The organism is Arthrobacter sp. G.S.26, assembly GCF_050847375.1.
GTDB lineage: Bacteria > Actinomycetota > Actinomycetes > Actinomycetales > Micrococcaceae > Arthrobacter.
Window position 1 is genome coordinate 2169422 of the sequence record NZ_CP193752.1, and the last position, 15961, is coordinate 2185382.

The 15961-nt window shown below is 64.9% G+C and carries 15 protein-coding genes; 5 read left to right on the forward strand and 10 right to left on the reverse strand.

Going from position 1 to position 15961, the window contains the following annotated elements; genetic code table 11:
• Positions 1-49 precede the first annotated feature (49 nt).
• Entirely contained in the window at positions 50-1120 is a 1071-nt protein-coding gene (gene qcrA, locus ACRB8A_RS09850) for a cytochrome bc1 complex Rieske iron-sulfur subunit (RefSeq protein ID WP_050687157.1), read from the forward strand.
• Entirely contained in the window at positions 1098-2768 is a 1671-nt protein-coding gene (gene qcrB / locus ACRB8A_RS09855; protein WP_050687156.1) for a cytochrome bc1 complex cytochrome b subunit, read from the forward strand. The genes qcrA and qcrB overlap by 23 nt, the downstream gene beginning before the upstream one ends.
• A 139-nt stretch (positions 2769-2907) precedes the next feature.
• Here qcrB and ACRB8A_RS09860 read toward each other — a convergent pair whose 3' ends face one another.
• Positions 2908-3678, reverse strand: coding sequence for a GntR family transcriptional regulator (locus tag ACRB8A_RS09860; protein WP_050687154.1), 771 nt, complete (start codon positions 3676-3678; stop codon positions 2908-2910).
• 157 nt (positions 3679-3835) lie between these two features.
• On the opposite strand from ACRB8A_RS09860, the gene ACRB8A_RS09865 reads away from it, so the two are divergent.
• Positions 3836-4153, forward strand: a complete 318-nt coding sequence (locus ACRB8A_RS09865) for an HPr family phosphocarrier protein (RefSeq protein ID WP_050687152.1) — start codon at positions 3836-3838, stop codon at positions 4151-4153.
• A gap of 121 nt (positions 4154-4274) precedes the next feature.
• Here the strand turns inward: ACRB8A_RS09865 and ACRB8A_RS09870 are convergent, their stop codons facing one another.
• The 5 genes from ACRB8A_RS09870 to ACRB8A_RS09890 form a co-directional block, all read right to left on the reverse strand.
• On the reverse strand, positions 4275-4676 hold the full coding sequence (locus ACRB8A_RS09870) for a cytochrome c oxidase subunit 4 (protein WP_050684712.1): 402 nt from the start codon (positions 4674-4676) through the stop codon (positions 4275-4277).
• Positions 4673-6400 (reverse strand): aa3-type cytochrome oxidase subunit I, encoded by a 1728-nt coding sequence (gene ctaD, locus ACRB8A_RS09875; protein WP_050684711.1) that lies wholly within the window; start codon positions 6398-6400, stop codon positions 4673-4675. The genes ACRB8A_RS09870 and ctaD overlap by 4 nt, the downstream gene beginning before the upstream one ends.
• A gap of 10 nt (positions 6401-6410) precedes the next feature.
• Complete coding sequence (ctaC, locus tag ACRB8A_RS09880) at positions 6411-7283, reverse strand: aa3-type cytochrome oxidase subunit II (protein ID WP_050684710.1); 873 nt, start codon at positions 7281-7283, stop codon at positions 6411-6413.
• Between the two features lie 186 nt (positions 7284-7469).
• On the reverse strand, positions 7470-7859 hold the full coding sequence (locus ACRB8A_RS09885) for a HesB/IscA family protein (RefSeq protein ID WP_432244597.1): 390 nt from the start codon (positions 7857-7859) through the stop codon (positions 7470-7472).
• Between the two features lie 171 nt (positions 7860-8030).
• The gene (locus tag ACRB8A_RS09890; RefSeq protein WP_432244598.1) at positions 8031-9476 is read right to left on the reverse strand and encodes a dipeptidase; all 1446 of its coding nucleotides are present in this window, start codon (positions 9474-9476) and stop codon (positions 8031-8033) included.
• Positions 9477-9564: 88 nt separating this feature from the next.
• Between ACRB8A_RS09890 and ACRB8A_RS09895 the strand changes: the two genes are divergently transcribed.
• Positions 9565-10167, forward strand: a complete 603-nt coding sequence (locus ACRB8A_RS09895) for a DUF3043 domain-containing protein (protein WP_050684717.1) — start codon at positions 9565-9567, stop codon at positions 10165-10167.
• 105 nt (positions 10168-10272) lie between these two features.
• Here ACRB8A_RS09895 and ACRB8A_RS09900 read toward each other — a convergent pair whose 3' ends face one another.
• Positions 10273-11343, reverse strand: a complete 1071-nt coding sequence (locus ACRB8A_RS09900) for a quinone-dependent dihydroorotate dehydrogenase (protein WP_432244599.1) — start codon at positions 11341-11343, stop codon at positions 10273-10275.
• Positions 11344-11403: 60 nt separating this feature from the next.
• On the opposite strand from ACRB8A_RS09900, the gene ACRB8A_RS09905 reads away from it, so the two are divergent.
• Positions 11404-12372, forward strand: a complete 969-nt coding sequence (locus ACRB8A_RS09905) for an alpha/beta hydrolase (protein ID WP_432244600.1) — start codon at positions 11404-11406, stop codon at positions 12370-12372.
• A gap of 20 nt (positions 12373-12392) precedes the next feature.
• Here the strand turns inward: ACRB8A_RS09905 and ACRB8A_RS09910 are convergent, their stop codons facing one another.
• The 3 genes from ACRB8A_RS09910 to leuA form a co-directional block, all read right to left on the reverse strand.
• On the reverse strand, positions 12393-13223 hold the full coding sequence (locus ACRB8A_RS09910; RefSeq protein WP_432244601.1) for an isoprenyl transferase: 831 nt from the start codon (positions 13221-13223) through the stop codon (positions 12393-12395).
• Positions 13224-13225: 2 nt separating this feature from the next.
• Positions 13226-13978 carry a DNA repair protein RecO gene (gene recO / locus ACRB8A_RS09915; RefSeq protein WP_050684704.1) on the reverse strand — a complete coding sequence of 251 codons (753 nt, stop codon included), beginning with the start codon at positions 13976-13978 and terminating at the stop codon, positions 13226-13228.
• 109 nt (positions 13979-14087) lie between these two features.
• Entirely contained in the window at positions 14088-15827 is a 1740-nt protein-coding gene (gene leuA / locus ACRB8A_RS09920; RefSeq protein WP_050684703.1) for a 2-isopropylmalate synthase, read from the reverse strand.
• Between the last annotated feature and the right edge of the window lie 134 nt (positions 15828-15961).

Sequence of the window (15961 nt, forward strand, 5' to 3'; positions counted from 1 at the left end):
TGAAAACTAACCCGGCAGCCGCCGGGACGAGAGAAGGATGAGGCGAATTATGGGCAACCATAGTGACGGCAGTCCGAACCACTCGGGCACCGTAGCTACGGCTGGTCAGAATGAGGTGGAGAAGTTCCAGGATCCTGGAATTCCCCCGCACCGTTTGCGCCTGGCTGACACGGACCCGAAGGCCGCAAAGCGGGCAGAACGGCAGGTCGCCTTACTTTTTGGCCTCTCTGTTGTTGGAACCGTAATCTTCCTGGTGGCGTACTTCGCCATCGATCTGGGCGAGGATGCCGGCATTGCCACCATCCGCCTCCAGAACGCCCTCCTCGGTGTAGGCACCGCCTTCGCCATGCTGGGCATCGGTACCGGCATCGTGCACTGGGCCAAGGCCCTGATGCCCGATCACGAGGTATCCGAGGAACGCCACGCGATCCGCTACGAGGAAGACCGCGTAGCAGCTGTCCGCATTGTCGATGACATTGTCGAAGAGACCGGCATCAAACGCCGCCCCCTCATCCGCAATACGCTCCTCGGCGCCGTGGCCCTGGCACCGCTTCCCGCGATCGCCATTTTCGGTGACCTCGGACCGCGCCCGGACGAGAAGCTCGCACACACCATGTGGGCTCCCCAGGACGGGAACCTGAAGCGCCTCGCCCGCGACCCCGACGGAACGCCCATCAAGGCCTCCGACGTGACGCTGGGCTCAGCCTTCCACGTCATTCCCGAAGGCCTGAACGAACTCCACGAGGGCAAGCTGAACGAAAAGGCCAAAGCCGTCGTTCTGCTGATGCGCCTCGACCCTTCCTCGCTCAACCCGTCCGCGGGCCGCGAGGACTGGGGTTACAACGGCATCGTTGCTTACTCCAAGATCTGCACCCACGTCGGTTGCCCCGTTGCTCTCTATGAGCAGCAGACGCACCACCTGCTGTGCCCGTGCCACCAGTCCACCTTTGACCTCACGCAAGAGTGCAAAGTGATCTTTGGCCCCGCCAGCCGTCCGCTCCCCCAGCTGCCCATCGCAGTTGACGACGAGGGATACCTGGTCGCTACCAGCGACTTCAAAGAACCCGTAGGACCGAGTTACTGGGAGCGTGATATGCATGAGCGCAGCAACAACAGCTGAGCCCGCTTTCGTCGCCAAAACCAAGGCAGGCCGGGTCACCGACTTCGTCGATTCCCGTGTGGGCGGTTCCGGAATCCTCCGCGAATTCGGCCGCAAGGTCTTTCCGGACCACTGGTCGTTCATGTTCGGCGAAGTGGCCCTGTACTCGTTCGTCATCCTGCTGCTCTCCGGCACGTTCCTGACGTTCTTCTTTGATCCGTCAATGGCCGAGACCCACTACGACGGTTCGTATGTGCCCCTCAAGGGCGTCGAAATGTCCGTGGCGTACAGCTCCTCGCTGGATATCTCCTTCGACATCCGCGGCGGCCTGTTCATGCGCCAGGTCCACCACTGGGCAGCCCTGCTGTTCGTAGCCTCCATCGCCGTGCACATGCTGAGGGTCTTCTTCACCGGAGCCTTCCGCAAGCCCCGCGAAATGAACTGGGTTGTGGGCAGCGTCCTGCTCATCCTTGCCATGGCTGCCGGCTTCACCGGCTACTCACTCCCCGATGACCTGCTCTCCGGTAACGGCCTGCGCATCATCGACGGCGTGATCAAGTCAATCCCGATCGTTGGAACGTACATCTCGTTCTTCCTGTTCGGCGGCGAGTTCCCCGGCACGGCCATCATCAGCCGCCTCTACATGCTGCACATCCTGCTGGTACCGGCCCTGATCCTGCTGATGATCGTCCTGCACCTCTTTATGGTGGTTGTCCACAAGCACACCCAGTACCCCGGCCCCGGCCGCAACGACAACAATGTTGTGGGCTACCCGCTGGGCCCGGTTTACGCTGCGAAGGCCGGTGGATTCTTCTTCATCGTCTTCGGCGTGCTGGCCCTGATGGCAGGCTTCTTCACCATCAACCCGATCTGGAACTACGGTCCCTACGATCCCTCCCCCGTTTCCGCCGGTACCCAGCCTGACTGGTACATCGGATTCGTTGACGGCGCCCTGCGCCTGATGCCGGGTGTGATCAACGGATTCCACTTCGAGTACGTCATCTTCGGATTCACGCTGACGCTGAACGTCCTGCTCCCGGCCCTGGTGCCGGCAGGCATCCTGTTCACCGTAATGTTTATGTACCCGTGGATCGAACGCTGGATCACCAAGGACGACCGCGAGCACCACGTCCTTGACCGTCCCCGCAACGCCCCGACCCGTACGGCCATCGGCATGGCAGGCTTCGTCTGGTACTGCGTGATGTGGGCCGCTGCCGGTTCCGACCTCATCGCCACGCACTTCCACGTGTCCCTGAACGATGTGACGTACTGGCTGCGCACACTCTTCTTCATCGGCCCGATCATCGCGTTCATCGTGACCAAGCGTGTGGCCCTGGCGCTGCAGCGCAAGGACCGCGAGATCGCCCTGCACGGCCGCGAGACCGGACGCATTGTCCGGCTCCCGCACGGTGAGTTCATTGAGGTGCACGCACCGCTCGATGAGTACAAGCGCTACAAGCTCGTAGGATTCGAATCTCCCAAGGTACTTCCTGCGGAGCCGAACGAACACGGTGTCGTCACCGGCAAGGAGAAGCGCCGCGCGTTCCTCTCCAAGTGGTTCTTCGAAGACCGTGTTGCCCCGGCAACGCCGGCGGAACTCGAAGCAGCGCACGGTCACGGCCATGCAGCTGTTGAGGCTTCCGAGGACTCCAAGTCCCTGACGCACTAACTGCGCAGCACAAGAAAGGCCCGGTCCCTGCGGACCGGGCCTTTCTGCGTACAATGCTCGTCCCGGAATTGATGCCACAGACCACCTACCCCTCCTGCAGCCCAACGGAGGCACCCTGCAGGGCCTCCCCCGTGCGCGGCTAGTGGTTGCGGGTCCGGCGGGCGCCGGGCCGCTGAAGCGGCACCCAGAGCTTATAGCGGTCCGCCCGGTAGTACGATACCGAATAGTCCACCATGGCCCGGGCAACAAAGGCGTGCCGCTGGATCTTCAGCAGCGGCGCCCCTACTTCAACGTTCAGCAGCCGGGCCGTTGACGGTGAGGCTGCCGTCGCTTCGATCATGTCCTCGCCCCACTCCATCACCAGGCCGAACTGTTCGTTGAGGACGTTGTAGAGCGATGTGGGCGGTTCCCCGTCCAGGAGGCCCGGAACACGGTGCGCGGGAATGAAGTTCTCGTCCACGCTCATGGGCTCACCGTCCGCGAGGAGAAGCCGGCGGAACCGGACCAGCGGCGTTCCCTCCTCCAGCTGGAGTTCTCGTGCCAGGAAGGCGCTGGCGGCGATCTGTTCAAAGCTGAGGACCTTGGCGGCGGGAACCATGCCACGCCGTTGCATCTCTTCGCTGTAGGACGTCAGCTTGACCTGAAGGTCCATCTTGGGCCGGCGGACGAAGGTGCCCAGCCCCACCACCCGCTCAATGACTTCTTCACCCACAAGGGCGTCGATGGCCTGCCGCACCGTCATGCGGGCCAGCCCGAACCGCTCGGCCAAGTCCCGTTCGGAGGGCAGGGCCGCCCCTGGCTTGCAGTACCCGGTGATGTGGGCGCGCAGGATCTCGCGCAGCTGCACGTAGATGGCCGTGCCGCTGGTGCGGTCGATGGTTCCGGTGATGGCTGTGGCGCCAGCGGCCATGGTGGTCTCCCTGTTATCTGTCCTGCCACCATTTTAGGTCAGGTCTAGACCAGTCAGGTGCGCAAGGTCCGGGTTTAGCTGCCGGCCGGCACGGCCGATATATTGATCTGGACAGCACGATGCGACGGTGGGGGCCGTCATCACGAAGGAGTCCCCTTTGCCAGTACACAAGGCAGTGATCACAGCAGCCGTAGGCCTGCATGCCCGGCCCGCGGCCGTGTTTGTCCGTGCCGTGATGGAAACGGGCCTGCCGGTCACCATCAGTAAACGCGGGACCGAAGCGGTGGACGCCCGCTCCCTCCTCCAGGTGATGGCCGCCGACTTTGAACAAGGCTGTGAAGTGGAGCTCGGCATCAGCGATAACGCCCTGGCGGGGGCGGCCGCGCTGCAGGCGGCGGAGGAAACTCTGCGTGGCCTTGCCGCCCTGATCGCTTCACAGGATGCCGCCGCGAAGGCTCCCGTGCAGGCTTCCTGACCGCGGCCCGCAAGCCGGCGCGGGCTGCTCCGGTACCCGCCCTCCCCTGCTGAATTGACCACTAACGACGGCGGGCCCCACCAAATTTGGTGGGGCCCGCCGTCGTACGTCTGTTATGCAGTTAGTGCGCGTGGTCGCCGCGGCTGTATTCGTAAACCCAGCCAACGAGTGCAACTACAGCAAGGCCGGCGGCGATGAATACGATCCACCAGCCAAGTGCCAGGCCAAGGAACCCGGTGGCGCAGGCGATGCCGAGGACCAGTGGCCACCAGCTCCAGGGGCTGAAGTGGCCCTGCTCGCCGGCACCTTCGTGGATCTCAGCGTCGCTTCGGTCCTCGGGGCGCATGCCTACCCGCTTGCCGGTGAAGCCGAGGTAGCCGCCGATCATGCCGGACAGCCCACCCACGAGAAGGATTCCCAGGGTGCCGACCCATTCGTGCCAGTTGGTCAGGAAGCCGTAAACAATCGATACGGGAATGAAGAAGAAAACACCCGCACCAAAGATCCAAGATTCGATTTTCACTGTGCGGTGTCCTTCTGGTCGGCGTTACCCAGCGTTTTTGCAGCAGGCGCGGGTGAGTCAACGGTGTGGACCTGGCGGAGTTCCGGGTGATGCAGGTCCAGTGCGGGGCGCTCGGAACGGATCCGGGGCAACGAGGTGAAGTTGTGGCGCGGCGGCGGGCAGGACGTGGCCCACTCCAGCGAAGCACCGAAGCCCCAGGGATCATCCACGGTGACCCGCTCAGCGCTGCGCCAGGTGATGTACACGTTCCAGAAGAACGGGATCAGGGACGCGCCCAGGACGAACGAGGCGATGGTGGAGAACTGGTTCATCCAGGTGAAGTTGTCCTCCACCAGGTAGTCCGCATAGCGGCGGGGCATGCCCTCGACGCCCAGCCAGTGCTGGATCAGGAAGGTGCCGTGGAAGCCAAGGAACAGGAGCCAGAAGTGGATTTTGCCGAGGCGTTCGTTGAGCATCTTGCCGGTCCACTTGGGCCACCAGAAGTAGAAGCCGGCGAACATGGCGAACACGACGGTGCCGAAGACCACGTAGTGGAAGTGCGCCACCACGAAATAGGAGTCCGAGACGTGGAAGTCCAGGGGCGGCGAAGCCAGGATGATGCCGGTCAGGCCACCGAAGAGGAACGTGATGAGGAAGCCGATGCTCCAGAGCATGGGCGTCTCGAACGTAATGGAACCGCGCCACATGGTGCCGATCCAGTTGAAGAACTTCACACCCGTGGGTACCGCGATCAGCATGGTCATAAAGGCGAAGAACGGCAGCAGGACCGAGCCCGTGACGTACATGTGGTGGGCCCACACGGTGACGGAGAGGGCAGCAATGGCGATGGTGGCGTACACCAGGCCCTTGTAGCCGAAGATCGGCTTGCGGCTGAAGACCGGGAAGATCTCGGAGACGATGCCGAAGAACGGCAGCGCGATGATGTACACCTCGGGGTGGCCGAAGAACCAGAACAGGTGCTGCCAGAGGACGGCACCGCCGTTTTCGGGGTCGAAGATGTGTGCACCGAACCGGCGGTCGGCACCGAGGGCGAACAGGGCGGCAGCCAGTGGCGGGAAGGCCATGAGCACCAGGATGGCGGTGACCAGGGTGTTCCAGGTGAAGATGGGCATCCGCCACATGGTCATGCCCGGGGCGCGCATGCAGATGATGGTGGTGATGAAGTTGACCGCACCGAGGATGGTGCCGAAGCCTGACAGTGCCAGGCCAAACACCCACAGGTCGCCACCGATTCCGGGGCTGAACGTGGTGTTGGACAGCGGCGCGTAGGCGAACCAACCGAACGAGGCAGCACCCTGCGGGGTGATGAAGCCGGACACCGCGATGGTGGAGCCGAACAGGAAGAACCAGAAGGCCAGTGCGTTCAGCCGCGGGAAGGCGACGTCGGGGGCACCGATCTGCAGCGGCATGATGACGTTTGCGAAGCCGGCAAAGAGCGGCGTTGCAAACATCAGCAGCATTACGGTGCCGTGCATGGTGAACAGCTGGTTGTACTGCTCTTTGGTCTGCAGGATCTGCATGCCCGGCTCGAAGAGCTCGGCGCGGATCAGCAAGGCCATAACGCCGCCGAAGCAGAAGAACACGAAGGACGCGATCAGGTACATGTACCCGATGGTCTTGTGGTCGGTGGAGGTGATCCAGTTGACGACGATGCGCCCCTTGGACTTCGGAACCACGGGAGCCGACAAGGCTTCGGTGGGTGCGGATTGAGTGTACGTAGCCACGTCGCTCCCCTTACTTAATTTCGTTCAGGTTCGGGTTGCGGTCGTATTCCGCACCCAGGAGGCCTGTGTTGCCTGCCGCCCGGAGCCCGTCCATGTGGGTCTGGAATTCGGCCTCCGAGACCACCTTGACGCGGAACAGCATTTCGGAGTGGTACTCGCCGCAAAGTTCGGCGCACTTACCGTCATAGGTTCCCTCCTTGGTGGGGGTGAACCGGATGTAGTTGGTCTTGCCAGGGATCATGTCGCGCTTCTGCAGGAAGGCGGGAACCCAGAAGGAGTGGATGACGTCGCGGGCGTTGAGCTCGAGGTCCACGGACTTGTTGACGGGCAGGTACAGCGTGGGAAGCAGTTCCTTGTCAATGGTGTTGCCGGTGAGGTGCGCCTGGACGCCGGCCTCGTGCAGGTCTTCTTCGATGACGCTGCCGGACTTGTAGTTGAAATCCCAGGCCCACTGCTTGCCGCGGACATCAACAACGACGTCGGCGGGCTGGGAGCGGTCATCGATGGCCGCCTGGTCCCGGTCGGTGAAGTAGAAGAACACCAGCACCATGAACAGCGGGATGGTCAGGTAAAAGACTTCCAGCGGGAGGTTGAAGCTGGTCTGCCGGGGGAACCCTACGGTGCCCTTGCGTCGGCGGTAGGCCACCAGGCACCAGACGATCAGGCCCCACGTGATGATGCCCACAACCAGGGCTGCAATCCATGAGTTGACCCAGAGGTCCATGATGCGATCGGTGTTGCTGGTGGTGCCACGTTCAGTGGGCAGCCACCCTCTCTCTACCTCTGGCGAACATCCGGTCAAAACCAACGCGCCGGCAATTGCCAAGCCAGTGATCGATGAGATCGTTTTGCGTCGGCTGCCGGTTCGGTTCTGCGAACTCACAGACGGCCCTTCCTACTTGATGCTGTTGTCCGGCCAGCCTTAGGCTCCCCGGGCACACTAAAAGTTTTACTACTCGGTGTAGAGCTTACCGCTCCGCCGGGCGTTTCGCCCACATGTCGGCGCCGCGTCCCCCTACCGTTTTCCACGGCAGAGGGCACGGCGCCGGCATCAGGCGAAAGAACCGGCTTAGTGGAACGAATCGCCGCAGGCGCATGAGCCGCCTGCGTTCGGATTGTCAATGGTGAAGCCCTGTTTGGCGATGGTGTCCTCGAAGTCGATGCTGGCACCGGCGAGGTAAGGGACGCTCATCTTGTCCACTACCACCTCGACACCGTCGTAATCGCGGACTGCGTCCCCGTCAAGGAGCCGCTCATCGAAGTAGAGCTGGTAAATCAGGCCGGAACAGCCACCGGGCTGCACGGCAACCCGGAGGCGCAGGTCGGTGCGGCCTTCCTGTTCGAGAAGGCTGCGTACCTTGCCTGCGGCGACGTCGGTCAGCTTGACCTCGTGGACGGCCAGTTCATCACTGGCTGCGCTGGTGGTTTCGGTGCTGTTCTCATTGGTTGCGGTGCTCATTGGCCTACCTTCTTAGGACGGTCCTGGCAGCGCCGCCTCAGCGGCGCCTGCCCCTACGGATTCGGTATGGGCTATAGCTACATGCTACGTCGGACAGACGTATAGCTCTAACTCCTTGCGTAACCGTGGAAGGGCTCTGCTTGTTCCCTGGAAACGCGGCTGGATGCCCGGCTACTGCAGCCCGTCACGGTTCAACCGCGCCAGCAGGAGGGACTCTGCCAGGATGGCGTTCCGGAAGTCGGCCAGGTGCAACGATTCGTTGGCGCTGTGCGCCCGCGAATCCGGGTCTTCCACACCCGTCACCAGGATCTGGACGTCCGGATAAAGTTCCGTGAGGTCGGCAATGAAGGGGATGGAGCCGCCAATTCCGGTTTCGACGGCGGGGACTCCCCAGGCTTCCCCCAGCGCCCACATGGCCAGGGACGCGGCGGCGGAGGACGTGTCGGTCTGGAAGGGGTTGCCGCTCTCCCCCGGGGTGAACACCACTTTCGCCCCGAAAGGCGCGTTGGCCTCCACGTGGGCTTTGACAGCGGCCATCGCCTCGGCCGGGTCTTGGCCGGGAGCCAGCCGCAGGCTGAACTTTGCCCTGGCGCGCGGGATCAGGGTGTTGGAGGCGACGTCCACGGCCGGTGCGTCGAAACCGATGATCGACAGCGCGGGCTTGGTCCACAGGCGGGACGCGAGGCTGCCGGACCCGGCCAGCCGGACGCCGTCGAGCACCGAAGCGTCGGCACGGTAGTCGGCTTCCGCCATGTCCACCGTGGCGTTGTCCGTGGCGACCAGGCCCTTGATGGCCACGGAGCCGTCGTCGTTATGCAGGGTCGCGATCAGGCGGGACAGAAGGGTCGGCGCGTCCAGAACCGGTCCGCCGAACATGCCGGAGTGCACGGCGTGGTCCAGGACCTGGACCTCAACGACGCCATCCACGAGGCCACGGAGGCTGGTGGTCAGGGCCGGGATGCCCACTTTCCAGTTGCTGGAGTCCGCCACCACAATGACGTCGGCGCGGAGCAGTTCGCGGTGCGTCTCGAGGAACGCGCGGAACGTGGGCGAGCCGGCCTCCTCCTCCCCCTCAAAGAAGAAGGTCACACCGAGGCCCAGTTCGTCGCCGAGGACTTCGGTGACCGCGGCGTAAGCGGCCACGTGCGCCATGATGCCGGCCTTGTCATCCGCGGCGCCCCTGCCGTAAAGGCGGCCGTCCTTTTCCACCGCAGTAAAGGGATCGGTTTCCCAGAGCGCTTCGTCGCCGGGGGGCTGCACGTCGTGGTGGGCGTAGAGCAGGATGGTCGGCTTGCCGGGCGCAGCCGGGCGGCGGCCGACGACGGCGGGACCTCCGGGGGTGCCGTCCGGTTTGTTGCAGGCGAGGATCTGGACATCGGACACTCCGGCGGTGTGCAGGAGGGCGGCAACAGCCCCGGCGCTGGTTTCCAGCGGCGCCCTGTCGAAACTGGGCCACGCGATGCCCGGAATGGCCACGAGCTCCTTGAGGTGGGTGAGGGTCCGCCCGAACGCATTGCCGATCGAGGTGCGGAGGTCTTCCGTCCAGGGGGTGCCGGCAGGGCCCGAAGGTGTGGGGCCGGTGGCGTTGTGGGGGGTGGCAGCAGGTGAAGAAGTCATGGCCAAAACATTACCCCCGTCACATCGGCCGCCAGGGCAGGCCCGGCCGCCAGCAGCCCGGCGGGCTCCCGCAAGGTATTCTGTTGTGGTGTTCGGACGTAAAAAGGAAGCGCCCTCGGCGCAGGAGACAGTAGACCAGCAGGCCGCGGAAGCGGCGGCGCAGCGCAACGGCGCCATCGGCAAAGGGGCACCGACTCCCACCCGCAGGGCGCAGGAAGCTGCGCGCAAGCGCCCGCTGGTGCCTGAGGACCGCAAGGCGTCCAAAGCCGCCGAGCGCCAGGTCATTGCCGATCAGCGGCAGAAGATGCGGCACGCACTGGACACGGGTGACGAGAAGTTCCTGCCCCTGCGCGACAAGGGCCCGCAGAAGAGGTTTGCCCGCGATTACGTGGATGCCCGCTTCAGCCTTGGCGAGTTCCTGATGTTCGGCGCGCTGGTCTTTGTGCTCGTTTCCTTGCTGGTGCCGGCCAGCAGCGAGCTGATGATCTACGTCCTGGGCGCGTTCTGGGTGATGTTCCTGGCCGTGTTTGTGGACGTGTACCTGATTTCCCGCAAGCTGAAGAAGCTGCTGGCCCAGAAGTTCGGCGAGGTGGAACGCGGCACCGTCTGGTACGGGTCCATGCGGTCCCTGCAGTTCCGCAAGCTGCGCCTGCCCAAGCCGCAGGTCCGGCGCGGCCAGTTCCCTTCCTGACCCACCGAACCCAGCAGCGCAAACCCGAAAGGTGGGCCCCGGCGGAAAAATCCGCCGGGGCCCACCTTTTGTCTTTTTAAGCCGGACCCGGGCTGGGGCCGGGAATCAGCGGCGGCGGTTCCTGGCCAGGTGCCGGTTGACGCCTGCAGCCCAGAAGGGCCCCTCGTAGAGGAACGCGGTGTAGCCCTGGACCAGGGTTGCGCCGGCATCGAGCCTGTCCTGGACGTCCTGGCCTGTTTCGACGCCGCCGACGGCGACCAGGGTCAGTGCATCACCGGTGGCAGCCTTGAGCCGGCGAAGGACTTCCAGGGAGCGCTGCTTGAGCGGAGCGCCAGACAGTCCGCCCGCCCCGCAGGCCTCCACCTGGTCCGCCGGGGTGCTGAGCCCGGACCGGGCGATCGTGGTGTTGGTGGCGATAATGCCGTCGAGCTTCAGGTCCAGCGCCAGCCGGGCGACGTCATCGATGTCCTCGTTGCTCAGGTCCGGGGCGATCTTCACCAGCAGCGGAACGTGCCGCCCGGCTGCCCTGTCTGCTTCGTCGCCCACAGCCGTCAGCAGCGGGCGCAGGGTTTCCACGTCCTGGAGGAGCCTGAGGCCGGGAGTGTTGGGGGAACTGACGTTGACCACCAGGTAGTCGGCTACCGGCGCCAACGTCCGGGCGCTGACCAGGTAGTCGTCCACGGCCTCCGCGAGTTCCACGGTTTTGGTCTTGCCGATGTTGACGCCGATGACCGGGCGCACCGAAGGATGCCGGCGCTGCAAAGCAGCCCGTGCCGCCTTGAGCCGGGGAGCCACGGCGGCGGCGCCGTCGTTGTTGAAGCCCATCCGGTTGATCACCGCGCGGTCCTCAACCAGGCGGAAGAGCCTGGGCTTCTCGTTGCCGGGCTGCGCCTGGCCGGTGATGGTTCCCACCTCGACGTGGCCGAAACCGAGTTCAGCCAGGGCCTCAATGCCGTGGCCTTCCTTATCAAACCCGGCAGCCAGGCCGAATGGGGACGGGAACGTCAGGCCGAACGCGGTGGTCTGGAGTGAAGCCGCGGGGACCGTGAACTTCTGCAGGACCTTCCCGGCACCGGTGGTGTGCGCGAGCCTGATGGCTTTGAAGCCGATCGTGTGGGCGCGCTCGGCGTCCATCCAGGAAAATGCCAGCTTGAAGAATGTGGGATAAACGCGCATGCCTCTAGTTTTCCGTCTCCGGCGGCCCAGACCAAACGGGTGACGCAATAGCATGGGCCCATGGCATGGCAACAGGACTTCCTGGGATCGGAATTCACCTCCCGGCACTTTTCCGCCGCCGGACCGGACGGCGTGGCACGCACCGCCACGCTCATCAGGTACCGGCCGGCCACGCCCGCTCCGGGTCGGAACCCGAAGGCTGCGGTGCTGTTCCTGCACGGCTGGAGCGACTACTTCTTTAATACGGACCTGGCCCGCTTCTGGGAATCGGCCGGGTACGCGTTTTACGCGCTGGATATGCACAACCACGGCCGGAACCTGCAACCGGGAAGCCCCGGCGGCTACGTCGCCGACCTGGCCGACTACGACCCCGAAATAAGCCGGGCGTGGGACCTGATCCGGGCGGACGGGGCGGCCGGGCCGTTGACCCTGATGGGCCACTCCACCGGCGGCCTGGTGGCATCATTGTGGGCCAGCCGGAATCCCGAAGTACTTTCCGGTCTTGTCCTCAACAGCCCCTGGCTGGAAATGCACGGCAGCCACCTGGTCCGGCGCGCCGCAGCGGGCCTGGTGGGGCCGCTGGCCCGGCGCCGGCCGGAAACAGTCCTGCGGCTGCCGGAGCGTGGGTTCTACTGGCGGACCATCAGCAGCTCGGCCGAAGGCGAATGGGACCTTGACGACGCTTACCGGCCGCCCATGGCCTTCCCTGTGAGGGCCGGCTGGCTGAGCGCCATCCTTGCCGGGCAAGCCCGTGTGGCAAAGGGCCTGCGGCTTGATGTTCCGGTGCTGGTGCTGTTATCGCAGGGCAGCGCCAACGGGATGGTCTGGTCGGAGGAAATGCGGCGCACTGACGCTGTCCTGGATGTGCATGCCATCGGCGCCCGCGCTTTCGGCTTGGGCACCACGGTGACGGTGGAGAAGATTGGGGGCGCACTGCATGATGTCTTCCTGTCGCCCGAGAAGGTCCGCGCGGACGCCTATGCGAGGCTGGCCCGCTGGCTCCGCGCCTATGGGACAGCCGGCATTTAAGCCGCTGCTGCTATCTGCTGCTATGGATGGCCGGCCGGCTTCGCGGCGTCCACCGCGCCGCCGTAGCGGCGGTCGCGCCGGGCGTATTCCTCGACGGCGGTCCACAGGGTGCGGCGGTCCACGTCCGGCCAGAGGGTGTCCATAAAAACAAACTCGGCATACGCGGATTGCCAGAGCAGGAAGTTGGAGAGCCGCTGCTCCCCCGAGCTGCGCAGGAATAGGTCCACGTCGGGGAGGTCCGGTTCGTCCAGGTACTTCTGGATGGTGCGCTCAGTGATGGCACCGGGTTTCAGCCGGCCGGCGGCAACCTCGGCGGCAATCGCGGACACGGCGTCCGTGATTTCGGCCCGGCCACCGTAATTAACACACATGTTCAACGTACAGGTGCTGTTGCCTGCGGTGAACTCCTCGGCATCCTCGAGTTCACGGATCACGGAGCCCCACAGCCGGGGGCGGCGGCCGGACCAGCGCACCCTTACGCCCCACTCATCCAGCTGGTTTCGCTGCCTGCGTAGCACGTCCTTGTTAAATCCCATCAGGAACCGCACTTCCTCCGGGGAACGGCGCCAGTTCTCTGTGGAGAACGCGTAGACACTGACGTATTCGATGCCCAGTTCAATGGCACCGGCCATAACGTCCAGCAGGGCGGGTTCGCCCGCCCTGTGCCCTTCTATCCGGGGCAGCCCGCGCTGGTTTGCCCAGCGCCCGTTGCCGTCCATAACAATGGCCACATGGCGGGGCACAAATTCGGCGGGGATCGCCGGGGCCACCGCCCCTGAGGGGTGCGGGTACGGGGCGATGACCGGTTGGGTCCGCCGGCGGGTGGTGGGGTGCTTTTTGCCCAGGGCCACTGTCAGGTACGCTCCACATGCTTGAGGGATTTCAGGACTCGTTCAAGGTGCCACTGCAGGTAGGCGGCCACCAGGCCGGCGGCTTCGCGGCGGTGCACGGCGGCGGAACCGTCCGCGGTGGGCCAGTCACCGGTGAGCAGCGCGCCCAGCAGGATCACGGTCTCCGCAGCCGGCGCGGGGGAACCGGGCGGCCTGCAGTCGGCGCAGACCATGCCGCCAAGCGGTGCCGAGAATGCCGTGTGGGGTCCCGGCCTGCCGCAGCGTGCGCAGACGGTAAAGCTCGGCGCCCAGCCGCCGGTGGCCAGGGCCCGGAGCAGGTAGGAGTCCAGGATCAGGCCGGCGGCGTGGTCCTCCCGGCTCAGGGATGCCAGGGCGCCCACCAGGAGGTTGTACTGCGCAGTCCCGGCTTCGCCGTCCACGTCAGTGAGTTTTTCGGCGGTTTCGGTCATGGCCGCCGCCACCGTATACCGGCCGTAGTCGGCGGCGATGTTCCCGCCGTAGGCCCCCTTGGCCACGGCCTGGGTGACGATGTCCAGGGTGCGGCCAGCGACCAGCTGAAGGTCTGCGACCATAAAGGGTTCCAGCCGCGCGCCGAAACGGCTGCTGGTGCGGCGGACGCCCTTGGCCACGGCACGGACCTGGCCGTGGTGTTTGGTCAGGAGAGTGATGATGCGGTCCGCTTCGCCCAGCTTGTGGGTACGGAGCACCACTGCTTCATCCCGGTACGCCCGGGAAGCGAAAGACTGTTGGGCCACGCTCCATCTTCCCATCCCCCGCGTGCCCCGCGTGTACGGGGCGCGGGCACCCTGCGTTTAAGGGGGTGCGGCTGTGCCGCCGGACGGATCCGGCGGCACAGCTTCAGGATCAGGCCCGGGCGTCCCGCACAGCGCGGTTGACGGCGGAGATGACGGCCTTCAGCGAGGACATGCTGGTGTTGGCGTCGATGCCAACACCCCAGAGGACCCGCTCCCCCACGGCGGCTTCGACATACGCCGCAGCCATGGCGTTGCCGCCTTCGGAGAGTGCGTGCTCGCTGTAGTCCAGGACCCGGACGTCCACGCCGTCTTCCCGGAGGATGGACAGCAGCGCGGCGATGGGCCCGTTCCCGGTGCCCGTCCGGCTGACTTCCACGCCGTCAACGGTGAGTGAGGCGTGCAGGGTCATGCCGCCGTCGGCGTCCGTTTCCGTGCTGACCTTGCCCAGCGAGTACTGGCCCCACTGGCCGTCGGACTGCCCGGACGGCAGGTACTCGTCCTGGAAGACCTTCCAGAGCTGGGCGCCACTGACCTCGCCGCCAACGGTGTCGGTCTGGCGCTGGATGACGCCGGAGAACTCGATCTGCGCGCGCCGGGGCAGATCGAGGCTGTGCTCGTTCTTCAGCAGGTACGCCACGCCGCCTTTACCGGACTGGGAGTTCACGCGGATGACTGCCTCGTAGCTGCGGCCCAGGTCCTTGGGATCAACGGGCAGGTACGGAACCTGCCAGGAGTAGTCCGCCACGGCCTTGCCGGCAGCAGCGGCGTCACGTTCCAGGGCTTCGAAGCCCTTCTTGATGGCGTCCTGGTGCGAGCCGGAGAACGCGGTGAAGACCAGGTCGCCGCCGTACGGGGAACGCTCGGGGACGGGCAGCTGGTTGCAGTATTCCACGGTGCGGCGGACGTCATCGATGTTGGAAAAGTCGATCATGGGATCGATGCCCTGCACAAACAGGTTCAGGCCCAGGGTGACCAGGTCCACGTTGCCGGTCCGCTCGCCATTGCCGAACAGGCAGCCCTCGATCCGGTCCGCGCCGGCCATGTAACCCAGCTCGGCGGCGGCCACGCCGGTTCCCCGGTCATTGTGCGGGTGCAGGGACAGGATGATGCCCTCCCGCGGGTGCAGGTGGCGGCTCATCCACTCGATTGAATCCGCGTAAACGTTGGGGGTGGCCATTTCCACCGTGGCAGGCAGGTTAATGATGACCTGGCTGTCAGCGGAGGCTTCAAAGACGTCGGCGACGGCGTTGCACACGCGGACGGCGTACTCCAGTTCGGTGCCGGTGAAGGATTCCGGTGAGTATTCGTAAGTGATGTGCGTGTCCACGAGGGTTTCCTCGTACTTCTTGCACAGTCGCGCGCCCTGCAGCGCGATGTCCAGGATGCCGTCCTCGTCCTGGTTGAACACCACACGGCGCTGCAGCACGGAGGTGGAGTTGTAGAGGTGCACGATTGCCTGCTTGGCGCCGACCAGTGACTCGTAGGTCCGCTCGATCAGGTGTTCGCGGGCCTGCGTCAGGACCTGGATGGTCACATCCTCCGGGATGTGGTTGCCCTCGATCAGCTGGCGGACAAAGTCGAAGTCCGTCTGCGACGCGGACGGGAAACCGACTTCGATTTCCTTGTAGCCCATTCGGACCAGCAGATCGAACATTTTCATCTTGCGGGCCGGGCTCATGGGATCGATCAGGGCCTGGTTGCCATCTCGCAGGTCCACGGCGCACCAGCGCGGTGCTGCCGTGATGACCTTGTCCGGCCAGGTGCGGTCGGGCAGTTCAACGGTAATGAGGTCCTGGAACGGGGCGTAGCGGTGGGCCGGCATTCCTGAGGTTTTTTGTGCGTTATGCATGACGATCGGGCCTTTTCTGTGGTCTTTTCAAAAGGACGGCCGGACAACACAGACTCCGCGGCGAGGATGGGCCTTGCGCTAGACAGCGTCTGAGGCCTCGCCGCGGCAGCTAAGAAGGAGGAGCTCTGCACGCA